This is a genomic window from Flavobacterium araucananum (genome assembly GCF_002222055.1).
In the GTDB taxonomy this organism is placed as follows: Bacteria; Bacteroidota; Bacteroidia; order Flavobacteriales; family Flavobacteriaceae; genus Flavobacterium; species Flavobacterium araucananum.
The window spans coordinates 18,083-34,641 of record NZ_MUGS01000009.1; the positions used below are offsets into that span (position 1 = coordinate 18,083).

Annotated in this window: 18 protein-coding genes; 16 read left to right on the forward strand and 2 right to left on the reverse strand. The window is 34.5% G+C overall.

Annotated features, from left to right (window positions below; translation table 11 throughout):
• Position 1 precedes the first annotated feature (1 nt).
• The 13 genes from pdxA (at position 2) to B0A64_RS07815 (ending at position 8,815) form a co-directional block, all read left to right on the forward strand.
• Positions 2–1,051, forward strand: a complete 1,050-nt coding sequence (gene pdxA, locus B0A64_RS07755) for a 4-hydroxythreonine-4-phosphate dehydrogenase PdxA (protein ID WP_089478949.1) — start codon at positions 2–4, stop codon at positions 1,049–1,051.
• A gap of 106 nt (positions 1,052–1,157) precedes the next feature.
• Positions 1,158–1,709, forward strand: a complete 552-nt coding sequence (locus B0A64_RS07760; protein ID WP_089478950.1) for a YceD family protein — start codon at positions 1,158–1,160, stop codon at positions 1,707–1,709.
• Between the two features lie 9 nt (positions 1,710–1,718).
• Positions 1,719–1,913 carry a 50S ribosomal protein L32 gene (rpmF, locus tag B0A64_RS07765; protein WP_007137315.1) on the forward strand — a complete coding sequence of 65 codons (195 nt, stop codon included), beginning with the start codon at positions 1,719–1,721 and terminating at the stop codon, positions 1,911–1,913.
• 173 nt (positions 1,914–2,086) lie between these two features.
• The gene (locus B0A64_RS07770) at positions 2,087–3,085 is read left to right on the forward strand and encodes a beta-ketoacyl-ACP synthase III (protein WP_089478951.1); all 999 of its coding nucleotides are present in this window, start codon (positions 2,087–2,089) and stop codon (positions 3,083–3,085) included.
• 23 nt (positions 3,086–3,108) lie between these two features.
• Positions 3,109–3,591 (forward strand): acetyl-CoA carboxylase biotin carboxyl carrier protein, encoded by a 483-nt coding sequence (accB, locus tag B0A64_RS07775; RefSeq protein ID WP_089478952.1) that lies wholly within the window; start codon positions 3,109–3,111, stop codon positions 3,589–3,591.
• Positions 3,592–3,701: 110 nt separating this feature from the next.
• A complete protein-coding gene (gene accC, locus B0A64_RS07780) occupies positions 3,702–5,051 on the forward strand; it encodes an acetyl-CoA carboxylase biotin carboxylase subunit (RefSeq protein ID WP_089478953.1) in 1,350 nt (449 codons plus the stop codon).
• A gap of 316 nt (positions 5,052–5,367) precedes the next feature.
• Complete coding sequence (locus B0A64_RS07785) at positions 5,368–5,664, forward strand: hypothetical protein (protein WP_089478954.1); 297 nt, start codon at positions 5,368–5,370, stop codon at positions 5,662–5,664.
• A gap of 72 nt (positions 5,665–5,736) precedes the next feature.
• The gene (locus tag B0A64_RS07790) at positions 5,737–6,033 is read left to right on the forward strand and encodes a hypothetical protein (protein WP_089478955.1); all 297 of its coding nucleotides are present in this window, start codon (positions 5,737–5,739) and stop codon (positions 6,031–6,033) included.
• A gap of 30 nt (positions 6,034–6,063) precedes the next feature.
• Entirely contained in the window at positions 6,064–6,354 is a 291-nt protein-coding gene (locus tag B0A64_RS07795) for a hypothetical protein (protein ID WP_089478956.1), read from the forward strand.
• A gap of 26 nt (positions 6,355–6,380) precedes the next feature.
• Positions 6,381–6,677, forward strand: coding sequence for a PepSY-like domain-containing protein (locus B0A64_RS07800; RefSeq protein ID WP_089478957.1), 297 nt, complete (start codon positions 6,381–6,383; stop codon positions 6,675–6,677).
• A 44-nt stretch (positions 6,678–6,721) separates the two neighbouring features.
• On the forward strand, positions 6,722–7,027 hold the full coding sequence (locus tag B0A64_RS07805; RefSeq protein WP_089478958.1) for a hypothetical protein: 306 nt from the start codon (positions 6,722–6,724) through the stop codon (positions 7,025–7,027).
• 12 nt (positions 7,028–7,039) lie between these two features.
• Positions 7,040–7,336 carry a hypothetical protein gene (locus B0A64_RS07810; RefSeq protein WP_089478959.1) on the forward strand — a complete coding sequence of 99 codons (297 nt, stop codon included), beginning with the start codon at positions 7,040–7,042 and terminating at the stop codon, positions 7,334–7,336.
• 129 nt (positions 7,337–7,465) lie between these two features.
• Entirely contained in the window at positions 7,466–8,815 is a 1,350-nt protein-coding gene (locus B0A64_RS07815; RefSeq protein ID WP_089478960.1) for a sigma-54-dependent transcriptional regulator, read from the forward strand.
• On the opposite strand, the gene B0A64_RS07820 is transcribed toward B0A64_RS07815, so the two are convergent.
• Positions 8,812–11,253, reverse strand: a complete 2,442-nt coding sequence (locus tag B0A64_RS07820; protein WP_089478961.1) for an ATP-binding protein — start codon at positions 11,251–11,253, stop codon at positions 8,812–8,814. The genes B0A64_RS07815 and B0A64_RS07820 overlap by 4 nt on opposite strands.
• Positions 11,254–11,429: 176 nt before the next feature.
• Complete coding sequence (locus B0A64_RS07825; RefSeq protein ID WP_089478962.1) at positions 11,430–13,331, reverse strand: S9 family peptidase; 1,902 nt, start codon at positions 13,329–13,331, stop codon at positions 11,430–11,432.
• 339 nt (positions 13,332–13,670) lie between these two features.
• Between B0A64_RS07825 and B0A64_RS07830 the strand changes: the two genes are divergently transcribed.
• The 3 genes from B0A64_RS07830 to B0A64_RS07840 are packed head-to-tail and all read left to right on the forward strand — an operon-like array spanning position 13,671 to position 16,508.
• Positions 13,671–14,783 carry an NAD(P)/FAD-dependent oxidoreductase gene (locus B0A64_RS07830; RefSeq protein WP_089478963.1) on the forward strand — a complete coding sequence of 371 codons (1,113 nt, stop codon included), beginning with the start codon at positions 13,671–13,673 and terminating at the stop codon, positions 14,781–14,783.
• Entirely contained in the window at positions 14,783–15,562 is a 780-nt protein-coding gene (mtgA, locus tag B0A64_RS07835; RefSeq protein WP_089478964.1) for a monofunctional biosynthetic peptidoglycan transglycosylase, read from the forward strand. Before B0A64_RS07830 ends, mtgA begins: the two co-directional genes overlap by 1 nt.
• Entirely contained in the window at positions 15,552–16,508 is a 957-nt protein-coding gene (locus B0A64_RS07840; RefSeq protein WP_089478965.1) for a lipid A deacylase LpxR family protein, read from the forward strand. The genes mtgA and B0A64_RS07840 overlap by 11 nt, the downstream gene beginning before the upstream one ends.
• Positions 16,509–16,559 lie beyond the last annotated feature (51 nt).

Here is a 16,559-nt window from a genome sequence, read left to right on the forward strand (position 1 = left end):
CATGAATAAAAAAGCAGAAAATATAATTGTTGGAATTTCAATTGGAGATTTAAACGGTATTGGAAGCGAAGTTATACTAAAAACATTCGAAGATTCTCGCATGTTAGAAATGTGTACACCGGTTATTTTTGCCAATGCCAAGATCCTTTCTTTTGTAAAAAAGAGCTTTACCTCGACGGTTCAGTTTCATGGTGTTGATAAATTGGATCAGGTTGTGCCCGGAAAAGTAAACGTTTACAACCTCTGGAAAGAAGGTGTCGATATTAATTTAGGAACAAACGATGAGAAAATAGGAGAGTATGCCATAAAATCATTTGTTGCGGCAACCAAGGCTCTAAAAGAAGGCCTGGTAGATGTGCTGGTTACAGCTCCAATTAATAAATACAACATTCAGTCAGAAGATTTTAAATTTCCCGGACATACCGATTATTTAGATCAGGAGCTAGAAGGAAATGCTTTGATGATGATGGTGCAGGATAATCTAAGAGTTGGTTTATTGACAGATCATGTTCCTTTGAGTGAAGTTTCGTCGCATTTGACAGAAGAATTGATTACAAGAAAAATTGAGACCGTTAGAAAATCTTTGATTCAGGATTTTAGTATCGTACGACCAAAAATTGCTGTTTTGGGATTAAACCCACATGCAGGAGATGGCGGAGTGATAGGAAAAGAAGATGATTTGATTTTAAAGCCTGCTTTAAAGAAAATATTTGATGCCGGAACGATGGTTTTTGGACCTTTTCCTGCTGATGGTTTTTTTGGAAGCGGTCAATATGAAAAATATGATGCTATTGTAGCGACGTATCACGATCAGGGATTAATTCCTTTTAAGACCTTGTCTTTTGGAAAAGGAGTTAATTATACAGCAGGTTTAAATAAGATCAGAACCTCGCCGGATCACGGTACAGCTTATGATATTGCTGGAAAAGACATGGCTGATTTTAATTCATTTAAAGAAGCTGTTTATCTTGCAATCGATATTTTTCACTCGCGTAATCAGTATGAGGAGATTAGTAAAAAACCTCTTAAAATAAAAGAAAAACAGTTATAAACAAAAAAAGGTGAATAAGATTATTAGTTTTATAATAATTTTATATCTTTGCACCCCAATTCAGGTATCTGATTTTTAGATTAGGGTTGGTGAAATTGATGTTGAGATGAGCAAAACAAAAGAATTTTTAATTCCTTTTATAGGGTTAAAGCTAGGAAAACACCATTTTGAGTATCAAATAAGTAACGCGTTCTTTGAGAACTTTGATTACGATGAATTTCAAAGTTCAGATATCAAAGTAGGTTTGGTTTTAGATAAGAAAAGCAACATGTTAGAGTTGGAATTCAAACACAAAGGAACTGTAAATGTACCTTGTGATCTGACAAGCGAAGATTTTGATTTGCCTTTAAAAGGTAAAATGAAGCTGATTGTTCGTTTTGGGGATGAATTTAATAATGATAATGAAGAGTTGTTGATCTTGCCACACGGAGAGCATGAAATAGATGTTGCACAATACATTTATGAAATGATTGCCCTCTCGGTACCGCTAAAACGGGTTCATCCAGGAGTAAAAGACGGAAGTTTACAGACAGAAGCCTTGAAGAAACTAAATGAACTGACCATAAACACAGTCAAAGACGAAAAAGAAGAGAGTAAACAAGAAGAAGATATTGACCCGCGTTGGGACAAATTAAAGAAACTATTAACGGATAAATAATATAGTAAAATGGCACATCCTAAGAGAAAAATCTCGAAAACAAGAAGAGATAAGAGAAGAACACATTATAAAGCTACTGTAGCTCAAATCGCTACATGTCCTATTACTGGAGAAGCACATTTATACCACAGAGCTTACTGGCATGAAGGTAAAATGTATTACAGAGGGCAAGTTGTTATCGATAAATCTGTAGCGGTTGCTTAATACGTTTTTGTAAATTATACTGGAACTCTCACATAGTGAGAGTTTTTTTTGTTGGTTATAATTTTCTGTTTTTAAGAAAATAGATACAAATTCGTTTTGTTTTTTTTTGTAATTTTCAAGTCTTTTAAAAATTTTTCAAATACATACTATTTGAAACGAAATAATAGAATATAATGAATACAATCACAGCCGCAATTACCGCTGTTGGAGCTTACGTTCCTGACTTTGTTCTTTCAAACAAAGTACTAGAAACAATGGTTGATACCAATGACGAATGGATCACTACTCGTACTGGAATTAAAGAAAGAAGGATCTTAAAAGATGCTGATAAAGGAACATCGTTTCTTGCTATAAAAGCAGCACAGGATTTAATTGCGAAAGCAAATATTGATCCGTTAGAGATTGATATGGTTATAATGGCAACAGCTACTGCAGATATGCCCGTGGCTTCTACAGGAGTTTTTGTTGCAACACAAATTGGAGCTAAAAATGCATTTGCGTATGATTTGCAAGCTGCATGTTCCAGTTTCTTATACGGAATGTCGACTGCTGCTGCTTACATACAGTCAGGAAGATACAAAAAAGTACTGTTGATTGGTGCCGATAAAATGTCATCGATTGTAGATTATACAGACAGAGCCACCTGTATTATTTTTGGAGATGGAGCGGGTGCCGTTCTTTTCGAACCAAATTATGAAGGCTTAGGCTTACAAGATGAATACTTAAGAAGCGATGGTTTAGGTCGCGACTATCTTAAAATTCCTGCCGGAGGTTCTCTAATACCAACTACTTTAGAAACCGTTCAAAACAATCAACACAATATTATTCAGGACGGAAAAACCGTTTTTAAATTTGCTGTTACCAATATGGCCGATGCAAGCGAATTGATTTTGAAAAGAAACAATTTGACAAATGAAGATGTTAACTGGCTAGTACCACATCAGGCTAATAAACGTATTATAGACGCTACTGCAAGCAGAATGAATCTTGAAGAATCAAAAGTATTAATGAATATCGAAAGGTATGGTAATACAACTTCAGCTACATTGCCATTAGTATTAAGCGATTTTGAACACCAGTTCAAAAAAGGAGATAATATTATTTTTGCCGCTTTTGGTGGTGGATTCACTTGGGGATCTATTTACCTAAAATGGGCTTACGATAAGAAATAAATTAAAACTAAAAACAAATCATTATGGATTTAAAAGAAATTCAAAACCTAATCAAATTTGTAGCAAATTCGGGAGTTGCAGAAGTAAAGTTAGAAATGGATGATGTAAAAATCACGATCAGAACAACTTTAGAAGGAAATGTAACTGAAACTACTTATGTACAACAATTACCTCAGGCTACATTGCCACAAGCAGTTGTTCCTCAACAAGCACCAGTAGTTGTTAATGTAAATTCTGAGGCGCCGGCTCCTGCTGAAGATTCTAAATTCATCATTATTAAATCTCCAATTATTGGAACTTTCTATAGAAAACCATCTCCGGACAAACCAGTGTTTACTGAAGTTGGAAGTACTATTGCAAAAGGGGATGTTCTTTGCGTAATTGAAGCAATGAAATTATTTAACGAAATCGAATCAGAAATTTCAGGTAAAATTGTAAAAATTCTTGTAGATGATATGTCTCCTGTAGAATTTGACCAACCTTTATTCTTAGTTGATCCATCATAAATAAATTTAGATCTTAGATTTTAGATTTTAGAACGGTTCACAATAAAAGTTTTGCTAACCATCTAAAATTATCTAATTATCAAATTGTCTAATTATCTAATTAAAATAAGATGTTTAAAAAAATATTAATTGCGAATAGAGGAGAAATTGCACTTCGTGTAATTCGTACATGTAAAGAAATGGGAATCAAAACTGTAGCAGTTTACTCTACAGCCGATGCAGAAAGTCTACATGTTAAGTTTGCTGACGAAGCGGTTTGTATTGGTCCTCCTCCAAGTAACTTATCGTATTTGAAAATGTCAAATATTATTGCCGCTGCAGAGATTACAAATGCAGATGCAATTCATCCAGGATATGGATTTCTTTCTGAGAATGCAAAATTCTCAAAAATTTGTCAGGAACACGGAATCAAATTTATTGGTGCTGCTCCTGAAATGATTGATAAAATGGGAGACAAGGCTTCTGCAAAAGCAACAATGAAAGCTGCAGGAGTTCCATGTGTACCAGGTTCAGACGGATTATTAGAATCTTTTGAGCAAACACAACAATTGGCCAAAGAATTTGGTTATCCGGTAATGCTTAAAGCTACTGCCGGTGGTGGTGGAAAAGGAATGCGTGCTGTCTGGAAAGAAGAAGAATTATTGAAAGCTTGGGAAAGCGCACGTCAGGAAGCTTCGGCTGCATTTGGAAATGACGGAATGTACATGGAGAAACTTATTGAAGAACCACGTCATATCGAAATTCAGGTGGTTGGAGATTCATACGGAAAAGCATGTCACCTTTCTGAAAGAGACTGTTCAGTACAACGTCGTCACCAAAAATTGACCGAAGAAACGCCTTCGCCATTCATGACAGATGAGCTACGTACCGCAATGGGAGAAGCAGCTGTAAAAGCAGCTGAATTCATTAAATATGAAGGAGCCGGAACGGTAGAATTTCTGGTAGACAAACATAGAAACTTCTACTTCATGGAAATGAATACCCGTATTCAGGTAGAGCACCCAATTACTGAACAAGTTATTGATTACGATTTAATTCGGGAACAAATTATGGTAGCTGCGGGAATTCCAATTTCAGGAAAAAACTATTTACCGGAATTACACGCTATCGAATGTCGTATTAATGCCGAAGATCCTTATAACGATTTTCGTCCTTCACCAGGAAAAATTACGACACTTCATATGCCGGGAGGTCACGGAGTTCGTTTAGATACTCACGTTTATTCCGGTTACACAATTCCGCCAAATTACGATTCAATGATTGCTAAGTTAATTACGACTGCACAATCTCGTGAAGAAGCAATTAGCAAAATGCGAAGAGCTCTTGATGAATTCGTTATCGAAGGTGTAAAAACAACAATACCTTTTCATAGACAATTAATGGATGATCCAAGATATATTGCAGGAGATTATACAACTGCCTTTATGGATACATTCAAAATGAAACCTATAGAAGAATAATATTAGAAGAATACTAGAAAGGCTGCCAATTTTGGCAGCCTTTCTTATTTTATAACAATAAAGAAACCCAATAAGCTTTTGATCCTTGTTGGGTTTTGTCGTTTAAAATCTCGAAGGAAACACAATTTATGTATACTTATTACACAGTATTTCATAAAATTACACACTTGTCGATAATATGTTTTTTTGGCACAATCGCGTTAATGTCTTTAAAAATAGAGGTTTGCACGGTTGTGAAGGGAATGTTTGAGTTACGGCATAATAATTTCATTATCTAAAGCGTAAACAACTATTAATAATTAAATATATACACATTATGAAAAATTTATTTTTATCAGCCGCAATTGTTTTAGGAAGTTTAACTTCATTCGCTTCAACTTCTCCAATTACAAATACTATTGTAAAATCAATGGCAGTAGAAGAGGAGTACACAGAAATAAAATTAGAAGAATTACCGGCTCCAATTGCTGAGTCTTTGAAAAAAGCCTATCCGGATGCCGTAATTACGAAAGCATATAAAAACGAAAAATCAGAATACAAATTAGATGTTACCGTGGGTGACAAAGTAGGAAATCTTTTTGCTAATGCAGATGGAACCTGGATTAAAAAATAATCTGACGAATTCTCGTGAAGATTCAAATTTATAATACTAAAATAAAATTAACAGTACTAAAACAGAACTATTATGAAAAATCTATTTTTATCAGCCGCAATCGTTTTGGGAGGTTTAACATCATTTGCTTCAACTTCTCCAATCTCAAATACAATCGTAAAAACAATTTCAATTCAAGACGAGTACACTGAAATTAAGTTAGAAGAAATTCCGGCTCCCGTAACAGATGCTCTTAAAAAAGCTTATCCGGATGCAGTACTTTCAAAAGCATACAAAAATGCAAAATCAGAGTATAAACTTGATGTTACAGTAGGTGACAAAGTAGGTTCTGTATTTGCTAATGCAGATGGATCATGGATTAAAAAATAATCAAAAAACTAACCGTAAAAAAATATCATTATGAAAAAGTTAATCTTATCGGCAGCTATCGTATTAGGTAGTTTGTCCATGCAGGCAGGAAATGTAACCGTGACAAGTTCATTGGTAAAATCCGTAAGTGTTCAGGACGATTATAAAGAAATTGATGCCGTTCCGGCAGCTATTAAAACCGCTCTTGACAATGCTTATCCAGGTGTAAAATTGGATAAAGCATACGTAAACGAGAAGAAAGAGTATAAAATTGAGATTACCGTAAGAGGTGAAAAATCGACTGTTTTTACAGATGCTTCCGGTAACATTCTTAAAAAATAATTAAGTAACCCATAAAAACTAATATTATGAAGAAGTTAATCTTATCAGCAGCAATCATTTTAGGAGGTATGTCAGTTCAGGCAGCTAATCCTGTAGTAAAAACTTCAATGACACAGTCAGTGATGGTTCAGGACGAATTTACTGAAATTGGGGCCGATGCCGTACCTGCAGCTGTAAAATCTACTGTCGAAAAATCTTTTCCAAAAACAAAGCTTGAAAAAGCATACAAAAACGAAAAGAATGAGTACAAGTTAGAAATTTCCAGTGGTGATAAAAAGTATACTGTTTATACAGATGCTTCAGGAAATATTATAAAAAAATAAATGACTAATTTTATCAGCTAATACTAATTGAAAAATCAAACATTATGAAAAAATTAATTTTATCAGCTGTAATCATTTTAGGAAGTTTATTTACAAATGCAGAAGCAGCAATAGTAAAAAAATCAGTTTTGAACGTTGTAACGTTTCAGGATGATTATAAGGAAATTAAATTTGAAGCTCTTCCTGAAGGAGTAAAAGCTACTTTAGAAAAATCTTTTCCGGGTTCGAAGCTTGTAAAAGCTTATGTTAATCCAAAAAAGCAATATAAGTTAGAACTTAATTCAGGCGAAAGACAAAATAAACATTTTGTTTTTACAGATGACAAAGGAGTCATCGCACCTAAATATTAAAAAAAAAAGAATATGAAAAAGTTAATCTTATCAGTAGCGATTGTTTTAGGAAGTTTCTCCATTCATGCAAATACAGCTACAACTCAGGAGCAAACTAAAATTGCTTCGTATGTTCAGGCCGAATATACAGAGGTTAGCGCAGATGCTGTTCCTGCTGCGGTAAAAACTGCACTGCAAACTGCTTATCCAGGTGCAAAACTGAATAAAGCGTTTGTAAACGAAAAGAAAGAGTATAAACTCGAAATATCAGTTGGAGACCAGAAGGCTACTGTTTTTTCAGATGTCAATGGTAACTGGTTGAAGATATAAATTAGGTGAATTTAGATTTATGTTTTTGGTAAAAAAGAGATTGCGATATGCAATCTCTTTTTTTTTGCATAATTTTATGAAAAGACAATTTTATTAGTATTATTTTAGCAAAAAAGACCCTAAAAACAAATGCCAAAGATATTACTGATAGAGGATGATATTTCGTTTTGCAAATTATTAGAGAAATTTCTAATAAAAAACGGATATGAGGTAACTATTGCTTTTTCTGCTGCCGAAGCCAGATTAGCAATCAAAAAAGAATCGTTTGATTTGATTTTGACAGACCTTCGTTTGCCTGATTCTGATGGTATTGGTTTAATGTCTGAATTTAAAGCCGCTTATCCTGAAATCCCTGTGATACTTATGACAGGTTATTCTGATGTAAATACGGCTGTAAAAGCAATAAAAAATGGAGCTGCAGATTATATTTCAAAACCCTTTAATCCTGATGAGGTTTTACTCGTAATTACAAATGCTCTTAATAGTGCCACAACAGAAGAAGTTCCGGTAAAGGAAAAGAAAGCCGTAAAAAAACAAGTTGCAAGTACTGAAAATGAATTTGTAAAAGGAATTTCAGTAGCTTCAAAAAAGTTATTAGACCACATTCATTTGGTAAGCCCGACAGATATGTCGGTTTTAATTATTGGAGAAAGCGGGACCGGAAAAGAAATTATTGCCAAAAGCATCCATCAGCAAAGTCTGAGAAAAAATAATAATTTTATTGCAGTCGATTGTGGAGCTATTCCTAAAGAATTGGCGGCAAGTGAATTCTTCGGGCACTTAAAAGGATCTTTTACAGGAGCTATCAGCGACAAAATGGGTTATTTTGAAGCTGCTAACGGTGGAACTCTTTTTTTAGATGAAATAGGGAATCTTTCATACGAAAATCAAATACAGCTATTAAGAGCACTTCAGGAACGTAAAATCAAACCTGTTGGGAGCAATAAAGAAATAAACGTCGATATTAGGATCATTACAGCTACAAACGAAGATTTGCGTGAAGCCGTTAAAAACGGTGATTTTAGAGAAGACTTATACCATAGAATCAACGAATTTTCGATCGAATCACCTTCTTTAAAAGACAGGGACGAAGATTTAATGGTTTTTGCTGATTATTTTCTCGAGAAAGCCAACCAGCAATTGAATAAAGACATCATAGGATTTTCGCCGGAAGTCGTTACAATTTTTCAAAATTACAATTGGCCGGGAAACCTGCGCGAACTGCAAAACTGTGTTAAACGTGCCACGCTTTTAACGCAGGGAGAATATATTAAAAGTGATGTTTTGCCAGCCGAATTTTTTCAGATTCAGAAGCAACAAAATACGGCTGATGGTAATTTTTCTTTGTCCGAAAATGAAAAAGAAACTATTATTCATGCCTTATCAAAAGCGCAGAATAATAAATCTGAAGCAGCCAAATTGCTTAAAATCACCAGAAAAACACTTTACAATAAATTAAAACATTACAATATAGATTAAGCTATTTCTTGTTTTAAAACGGTAAAAAGTAAATCTGTCTTTGATCGTAAAACCTTAAAATTATCCTTTAAGTCCGCAATCTCAAGATCCTTGTTTTCTAATACTTTCAAAAGCTCACCAATTTCACGCGCCTGAATTTGTTTGAACATTGGCGCAATACGATGTGCAATAGAATTGATTTCGGTTGTGTTTTTTTCGGTTATAGCATTTTCTAACAAGGTCAGGTTTTCTCTGCTACTTTCTATAAAAGATTTCAATACCTCATTTAAAGCTTCACTATCATTGCCCAGAAATTCTTTCAGGGTTTCAAGAGAATACAATTTTGATGTTGTTTTTTCTTCTTCATCATGAATAGCAACAGTTGGCAACGTATCATTTTCTAAAATTAGCTGAATCGTTTCAAGCAATATTTTAGGCGAATATGGTTTTTGGATCACTGTGGTAAATCCGGCTTCGCTATAGACAGAAAAGTCAAGGTCAGTTCTTCCGGTCAGGGCAATTACAGGTTGGTTTTTATAGGTTTTGTATCCTGAGTTTTTTAATTTTTTCAGAAACATAAAACCATCCATTTCCGGCATTTGAATATCTGTAATAACAAAATCAAAATTGGTGTTCTTAATGGCCTCTAATGCTTTTGTGGCGCTGCTAAAAGATAATACCTGATGCTTTTCCTGTCTTAAAACCCCGCTGGTCAAATTAAGAAGATTGATATCGTCATCCAGAACAATAAAAGTTTGTTTTCTGGTATTGCGAATTACAGGTTTTTTTACTTCAGGAATTAAGTTTTGACTCGTATCAAACTGTAGCGGAAGTTGAATTTCGAAAGTACTTCCTTTTCCAAAAGTGCTTTCCAGTTTTAAATCGCCACCCAAAATCGAGATTATTTTTTGGCAAATAGACAAGCCCAAGCCCGTTCCGCCATATTTTTTTTCAATATTTTCATTCGCCTGCGCAAATTCCTCAAAAACTAATTTCAGGTTTTCTTTTTCGATCCCAATACCAGAATCCTGAATCGTAATAATAAACCTCTCGCTATTATCAGTTGTATAAGCGCTGATTTTGATAAAACCCCCTTCGGTAAATTTATAAGCATTTCCAATTATATTACTCAAAATTTGTTTGAGACGAAACGGATCACCAACGATTCTTGTATTTAGTTTTTCGTCTATATTGATAATAAGGTCAATGTCTTTTTGTTTGTAAACCGTCTGAATGCTTCTGGCAACTTCATCGATAATTTCAGGGAGTAAAAACGGAACTTTTTCGATCGTGATTTTTCCCGCTTCAATTTTAGAAAAATCCAGTAAATCCTGCACCAATTGCGTAATATATTCTGATGAATTTTTAATGTTTTTAATAAAATACGACTGTTTTGTATTTACATCAGAATTACCCAAAAGCTCAGAATAGCCCACAATAGTACTCAAAGGTGTTTTTAAATCGTGGCTTACCGTCGAAATTAATTGTTCGCGGCTCTTTAATAAATTCTTCGTTTTGAAATTGGCAATTTCTAACTGCTTTTTATACACTTGCGATTTAGAATAATCGCTAACAATCAAGATCGAGAAAAACAAGGTTAACACCAAACCAATAATAGCTGATGCTGTAACAATTTCGTTGACTTTTTTAAGTGATTTTTCTTTTAGTGAATTGTTTTTTATCGAATTGATAATGATTTCTCTTTCGATAATTCGAAGCACTTTTCGGAGTTGGTCAGAAATGGCTATTTCATTTTTTAGCAATTTATTCTCCTCAAAATTCAGCGATTCTTTTTTCTTTTCCGCCTTCAGTTTTACATTACTTAATAGTTTCTTTGAATTCGCCAAAATTGAATCCGAAGCCTGTTTGCTTAACGTATTGGTGCTGTCATCCGGAATATTCTGATTGAGATAATCAACATATTTTTGAAGTACATTGCGCTGGTAACTCCCCAGTTGATTTGGGTTTTTGTTGAAATCCTGAAGTTCTAATTTTCGGAGTTTGAACTCCATTTTAGTAATTTCGTCAATAGCGGTGTTTACCGAAACTTCGTCTTCGGCTTTGTTTTTTATCGTTTTTAATTGTCGGATGTTCTTTGTTTTTTCAGACAGTAAATACGTAACACTATCCAGTAAAGTTTTTTGATATTGTGTTGTAACAATTTGCTTGAGCGTGTCGATTCTTGATTTTAGGGAATCGGTTTCGATAATATAACTTTTAAAATCCTGCTCAGAATTGTTTTGAATTGTTTTTCTGGCTAAACTTTCGGTCTTGTATACGTTCGAAAACAATTTACTAACCTTAAGGATTTTAGTTTTTTCGAAAGCAATTTTATTTTCAAGCTTATTATAGACTACATTTTCTGCATATAAAAACCAACCAACCGTAACAACCAAAGCCAGTAATGCAACATAACTGAATAAAACTTTGAGTGCGGTATAACTTTTTTTGCTCTCCATAATATTATCTGGGGTTGACGAAGTTTTTTTAGGTTGGAATTCCCTGCAATTTATTTAAAAATTTGATCTCAAAAAAGTAAATACAAATCAAATATTTACATAATTAAAAGGTTTTAGAAACAAAATAGCCGTAGATTATATAAAATCTACGGCTATTTTTATCTGTATCGATTAGATTAAAGTGTTTCGTCTAACCATTTAAAAAATTCACCTTGCCAAACCTGAGCGTTTTGAGGATGTAAAACCCAGTGATTTTCATCCGGAAAATAAACAAATCTACTTTTGATCCCTCTTAACTGTGCTGCCTGAAAAGCTTCTTGTCCTTGCCCGATTGGTACACGGAAATCTTTTCCTCCCTGAAAAATCAAGATTGGTCTGTTCCAGTTCTGAACCAGTGTTGCAGGATTAAAAGTAGTGTATGCTTTTTGAGCTACAGCATTATCTTTTTCCCAATAAGCACCACCAAAATCCCAGTTGTTAAAGAAAACCTCCTCTGTAGTTCCTAACATACTTACGGTATTAAAAACACCATCGTGAGCGATAAATGTTTTAAATCGGTTTTTATGAATTCCGGCTAGATAAAACACAGAATATCCTCCGTAGCTTGCACCTACACAACCCAAACGTGATTTGTCTACATAGTTTTCCTTAGACACATCATCAATTGCAGATAGATAATCGTCCATCACCTGTCCGCCCCAGTCTTTACTGATTTTTTCATTCCATTCAACACCATGTCCCGGCATTCCGCGACGGTTTGGAGCCACAACTACATAACCTTTGGCAGCCATTAATTGAAAATTCCAACGGAAAGAATACGATTGTGTCAACGGACTTTGCGGTCCTCCCTGACAAAACAATAAAGTTGGATATTTTTTTGTAGCATCAAAATTTGGAGGTAAAATTACCCAAACCAACATTTTTTTGCCATCAGTTGTTGTTACATAACGTTTCTCAGTCTTGCTAATTGCCAACGTTTTGTATGTTTCTGTATTTACATTTGATAATTGTTTCCAGCTATTTTTCTTTAAGTTAAAAGAATAAATTTCCGGAGCATGATTCATATCGTTTCTGGTTACGATGATATCATCACCGGCAAAACCAACTAAATCATTTACATCAAAATCTCCATTTGTTAACTGACGAACTGTGATTGCAATCCTTGTTAATCCCGGAAAGTTTACCGTAAAAATTTGTTTTGTACCATCAACCGGAGCAACAAAAAATACATTTTTGCCATCTTTACTCCAGATAAAATTATCTACTGTTCCGTCCCAATTTGCCGTTAAGTTGGTTTTGATTCCTTTAAAATCAACAATAATGTCATTTTTATCAGACTCATAACCGTCACGTTTCATTTGCAGCCAGGTCAGGTTTCCTGTTGGAGAAAACTGTGGAGCCGTATCATAACCTAAGTTTCCATCGGTTCTGTTTGTTGTTTTTTGAGTTTCTAAATTGTACTCATAAAGATCCGTATTTGTAGAAGTGGCATACTGTGTTCCGGCTTTTTTCTTGCTTACATATACAATACTTTTTCCGTCAGGAGACCAGATATAATCTTCGTCGCCACCAAAAGGTTTTTGCGGAGAATCGAAATTCTCCCCTTTCAGGATGTCAATTCCGGTTGCGCCTTCTTTGTTTTCTTTATAAAAAACATGGTTAAATTTGCCTTCATTCCAGGTATCCCAATGGCGATAATCTAAACCATCATAAATTTGAGCATCAGATTTGTCAAGCTTCGGATAAAAATCTTTTCCTAAAACTTTGTCAATTTTTACCTCTTCATTGTACACTAAAAATTTTCCGTCAGGCGATACATTTTTGTCCGCCAAAACTTCTTTGGTGTCTTTAATTTCAGTTGCATTTCCACCGTTTACCGGTATAATGTAAAACTTAGAAGATGATTTGTTCTCTTCGATAGAAGGAGTCGAAACCTTAAAAACAACATTCTTCTCATCTTTTGAAAGTCCAAGTGCACTCACTCTTCCTAATTTCCATAACAACTCTGGCGACATAACATTTTGTCCGATAGCGTTTAAACTCATCATTATTAAGGTTGTAAATAATACTTTTTTCATAATAAAATTCTAATTTTCGTGGAGCTAAAAATACGAATATAATTTAGCAAGTAAATGTTAAAAAGTATTAAACTGTTTAAACCATATAAGTGTTCTAAGTTCATTTAAAAGTTTTCTTTTTACCAACAAGAGATTAAGAAAAATGAAGCAGTAATTAATTGATCGTTTATAAAGTAAGATGTCTAATAATAAACATTTGATACTTATCTTTTAAGTATATTAAAAATTAGAATGATTAAAAAAAACATTTTTAATCTGTCGCTAAAAAATAAATACTTTAAAGAACTTACATTACTTACAGGGTTCAAAAAAATCAGTATTTTTATAAAAAATTGACACATGGAATTAAGCTATTGGGAACTTAAAAATTGGTTTACAAATGTTGATTATACTATTGTGGGCAGTGGCATTGTAGGCTTGCATGCTGCATTGCGCTTACGCGAAAGATTTCCGACAGCAAAAATTCTGGTGTTAGAAAAAGGAATGCTGCCGCAAGGCGCGAGTACCAAGAATGCGGGCTTTGCCTGCTTTGGAAGTCTTTCTGAAATTATGGAAGATTTAAAAACACATACAGAAGAAGAGGTAATTAATCTGATCGAAAAACGTTGGAAAGGATTGCAGTTGCTCCGCAAAAAACTGGGAGATGCTACACTTGATTTTAAACCTCATGGCGGTTATGAATTGTTTTTGAAAGAAGACGAAGGCGGATTTAATGAATGCATGGCGAGGTTGCCTTTTGTCAACGAAATTTTGAAACCATTATTCAAAGCAGCTGTTTTTAATAAAGAAACAGATCGTTTTGGGTTTGGCGATATTCAGGAATATTTGATTTTTAATCCGTTTGAGGCTCAGATTGACACCGGAAATATGATGCAGGAATTGTTGCGACAAGCAGTTTCTCAAAATATATTGATATTAAACCAGCAAACGGTAACTTCTTATGCTGATCTGGGAAATCAGGTCGAGGTGGTATTAAACGATTTTAGTTATAAATCAAAAAAAATACTTTTTGCCACAAATGGTTTTGCCAATACAATAACAAAAGGAGCAGTACAACCTGCAAGAGCACAGGTTCTAATTACGGAGCCTATACCTAATTTAGATATTAAAGGCACGTTTCATTTAGATCGCGGGTATTATTATTTTAGAAATATTGATGACAGAATTTTGCTTGGCGGTGGACGAAATTTAGATTTTGAGACAGAAAATACCACAGAATTTGGTCAAACGAAAATTGTACAAAATAAATTGGAAGATTTACTTAAAAATGTAATTTTACCAAATCAGGATTTCCAGATTGCACAACGATGGAGTGGAATCATGGGAGTAGGAAATAGTAAAAATCCTGTTGTTACGCAATTGTCTGAAAACGTGTTTTGTGGAGTGCGTTTAGGCGGAATGGGTGTAGCAATTGGGAGTTTAATAGGAACAGAATTAGCAGATTTAATATAATGGCAGTAACCAAAAAACCGGCACCAAAACCAACCGCAAACAAACCGAAACCCAAACCAAAACCAGCACCCAAAAAAAGCAAACGCTCTTTTGGGGATAAAGTAAAATGGTTTTTTATAAAATTATGTCTTTGGTTTTTTGGAGTCTCGATCGCATCGGTTGTATTTTTTAAATATGTACCAGTACCTTTTACACCACTAATGGTGATTCGTGCTATCGAAAATAAATTTGGTGGCAAAGAAGTTTATTTTGATCACGATTGGGAACCCATAGAAAAGATTTCGATGAATTTGCAAAAAGCGGTGATCGCCAGCGAAGACGGATCTTTTTTAAAACACAATGGTTTTGATTTCAAAGCACTTCAAAAAGCGTATAAAAGCAACGAACGCGGACGCAGGATTCGTGGTGGAAGTACGATCTCGCAACAAACTGCAAAAAACGTGTTTTTATGGCAAGGCAAAAGTTATTTCCGTAAAGGATTAGAAGCTTATTTTACCGTTTTGATCGAAGTAATCTGGGGCAAGGAGCGCATCATGGAAGTATACCTGAACAGTATCGAAATGGGCGATGGCGTTTATGGGGCTTATGCAGCAACAGAACATTGGTACCGTCGTGATGCTTCGAGCTTAACACCAATGCAGGCAGCCGGAATTGCAGCGATATTACCAAACCCAAGAAAATTTAAGGCAACAGGATCTTCAAGTTATATTAATAGAAGAAAAGAAAGAATTGTTCGTGAAATGCGCTCTGTTGGAAAAATAAATTATAATGCGAAATAAAAAATTCTTTGTTGCGCTCTCTTTTCTGCTATCAGCATTGAGTTTTGGACAGGCTAAAACCACAGAAACAGGTTTTATAACCGATAACGATTTGTATACATCGTCTAAAAATGACATGTATTATACCAATGGTTTAGAGCTTTTTTATCGTTTTTTATCGAAAAATAACAACGAAAAAATCAACAAGAAAATTACCGAATTCCGTATTGGTCAATATATTTATAATCCAAGGTTTATTAACAAAGCAGCGGTTACTATAAATGATCGTCCCTTTACAGGATATCTTTTTGCCCAGGCAGGGAGAAGTTTTTTTTATAAAAGCGAATCAGTTCTAAAGACCAATTTTCAGTTAGGTTTTATGGGGCCAAATGCTTTAGGGAGAGAAACACAGGAAAGTTTTCATCATCTTATTGGGTATAAAGAGGTTTTTGGTTGGGAGAATCAGTTGCATAATGCATTTGCTGTTCAGGCACATGTTATGTATTCCAAGAAAATGTTTGCATCAAAACACAATGATTTTATAGACCTTCATTTTCAGTCAGAAGCCAATCTGGGAACAATTTTCGACGGTATCTCTACAGGATTTCTAACCAGAATTGGTTTCAGGAAACTACTCCCAATTTACGATTCTAACCTGCATGATGCTTCGGTAAGTTTCCAGCCGCAATACAATATCAGAGAATTTTATTTTTATGCAATGCCAAGTGTCAATTACCAATTTTATGACGCTACTATACAGGGAAGCATGTTTAGCAATACAAGTCCCGTAACTTTCGATCTCGAACCACTTCGATTTAATGCAGAGTTTGGCTTAAAATACAGACACAACAACTTTAATATGTCGTATTCTTTTATCTATCGCGGCAGAGAGCTAAACGATCCTCATACCAACACCAACACAGGCTATTTTTATGGAAGTATCCGATTTGGGTATTTGTTGAATTAGTTTTTTTAGTTGCTCTGAAAGAGCTTAGGCAATACCATCTAATAATATTTA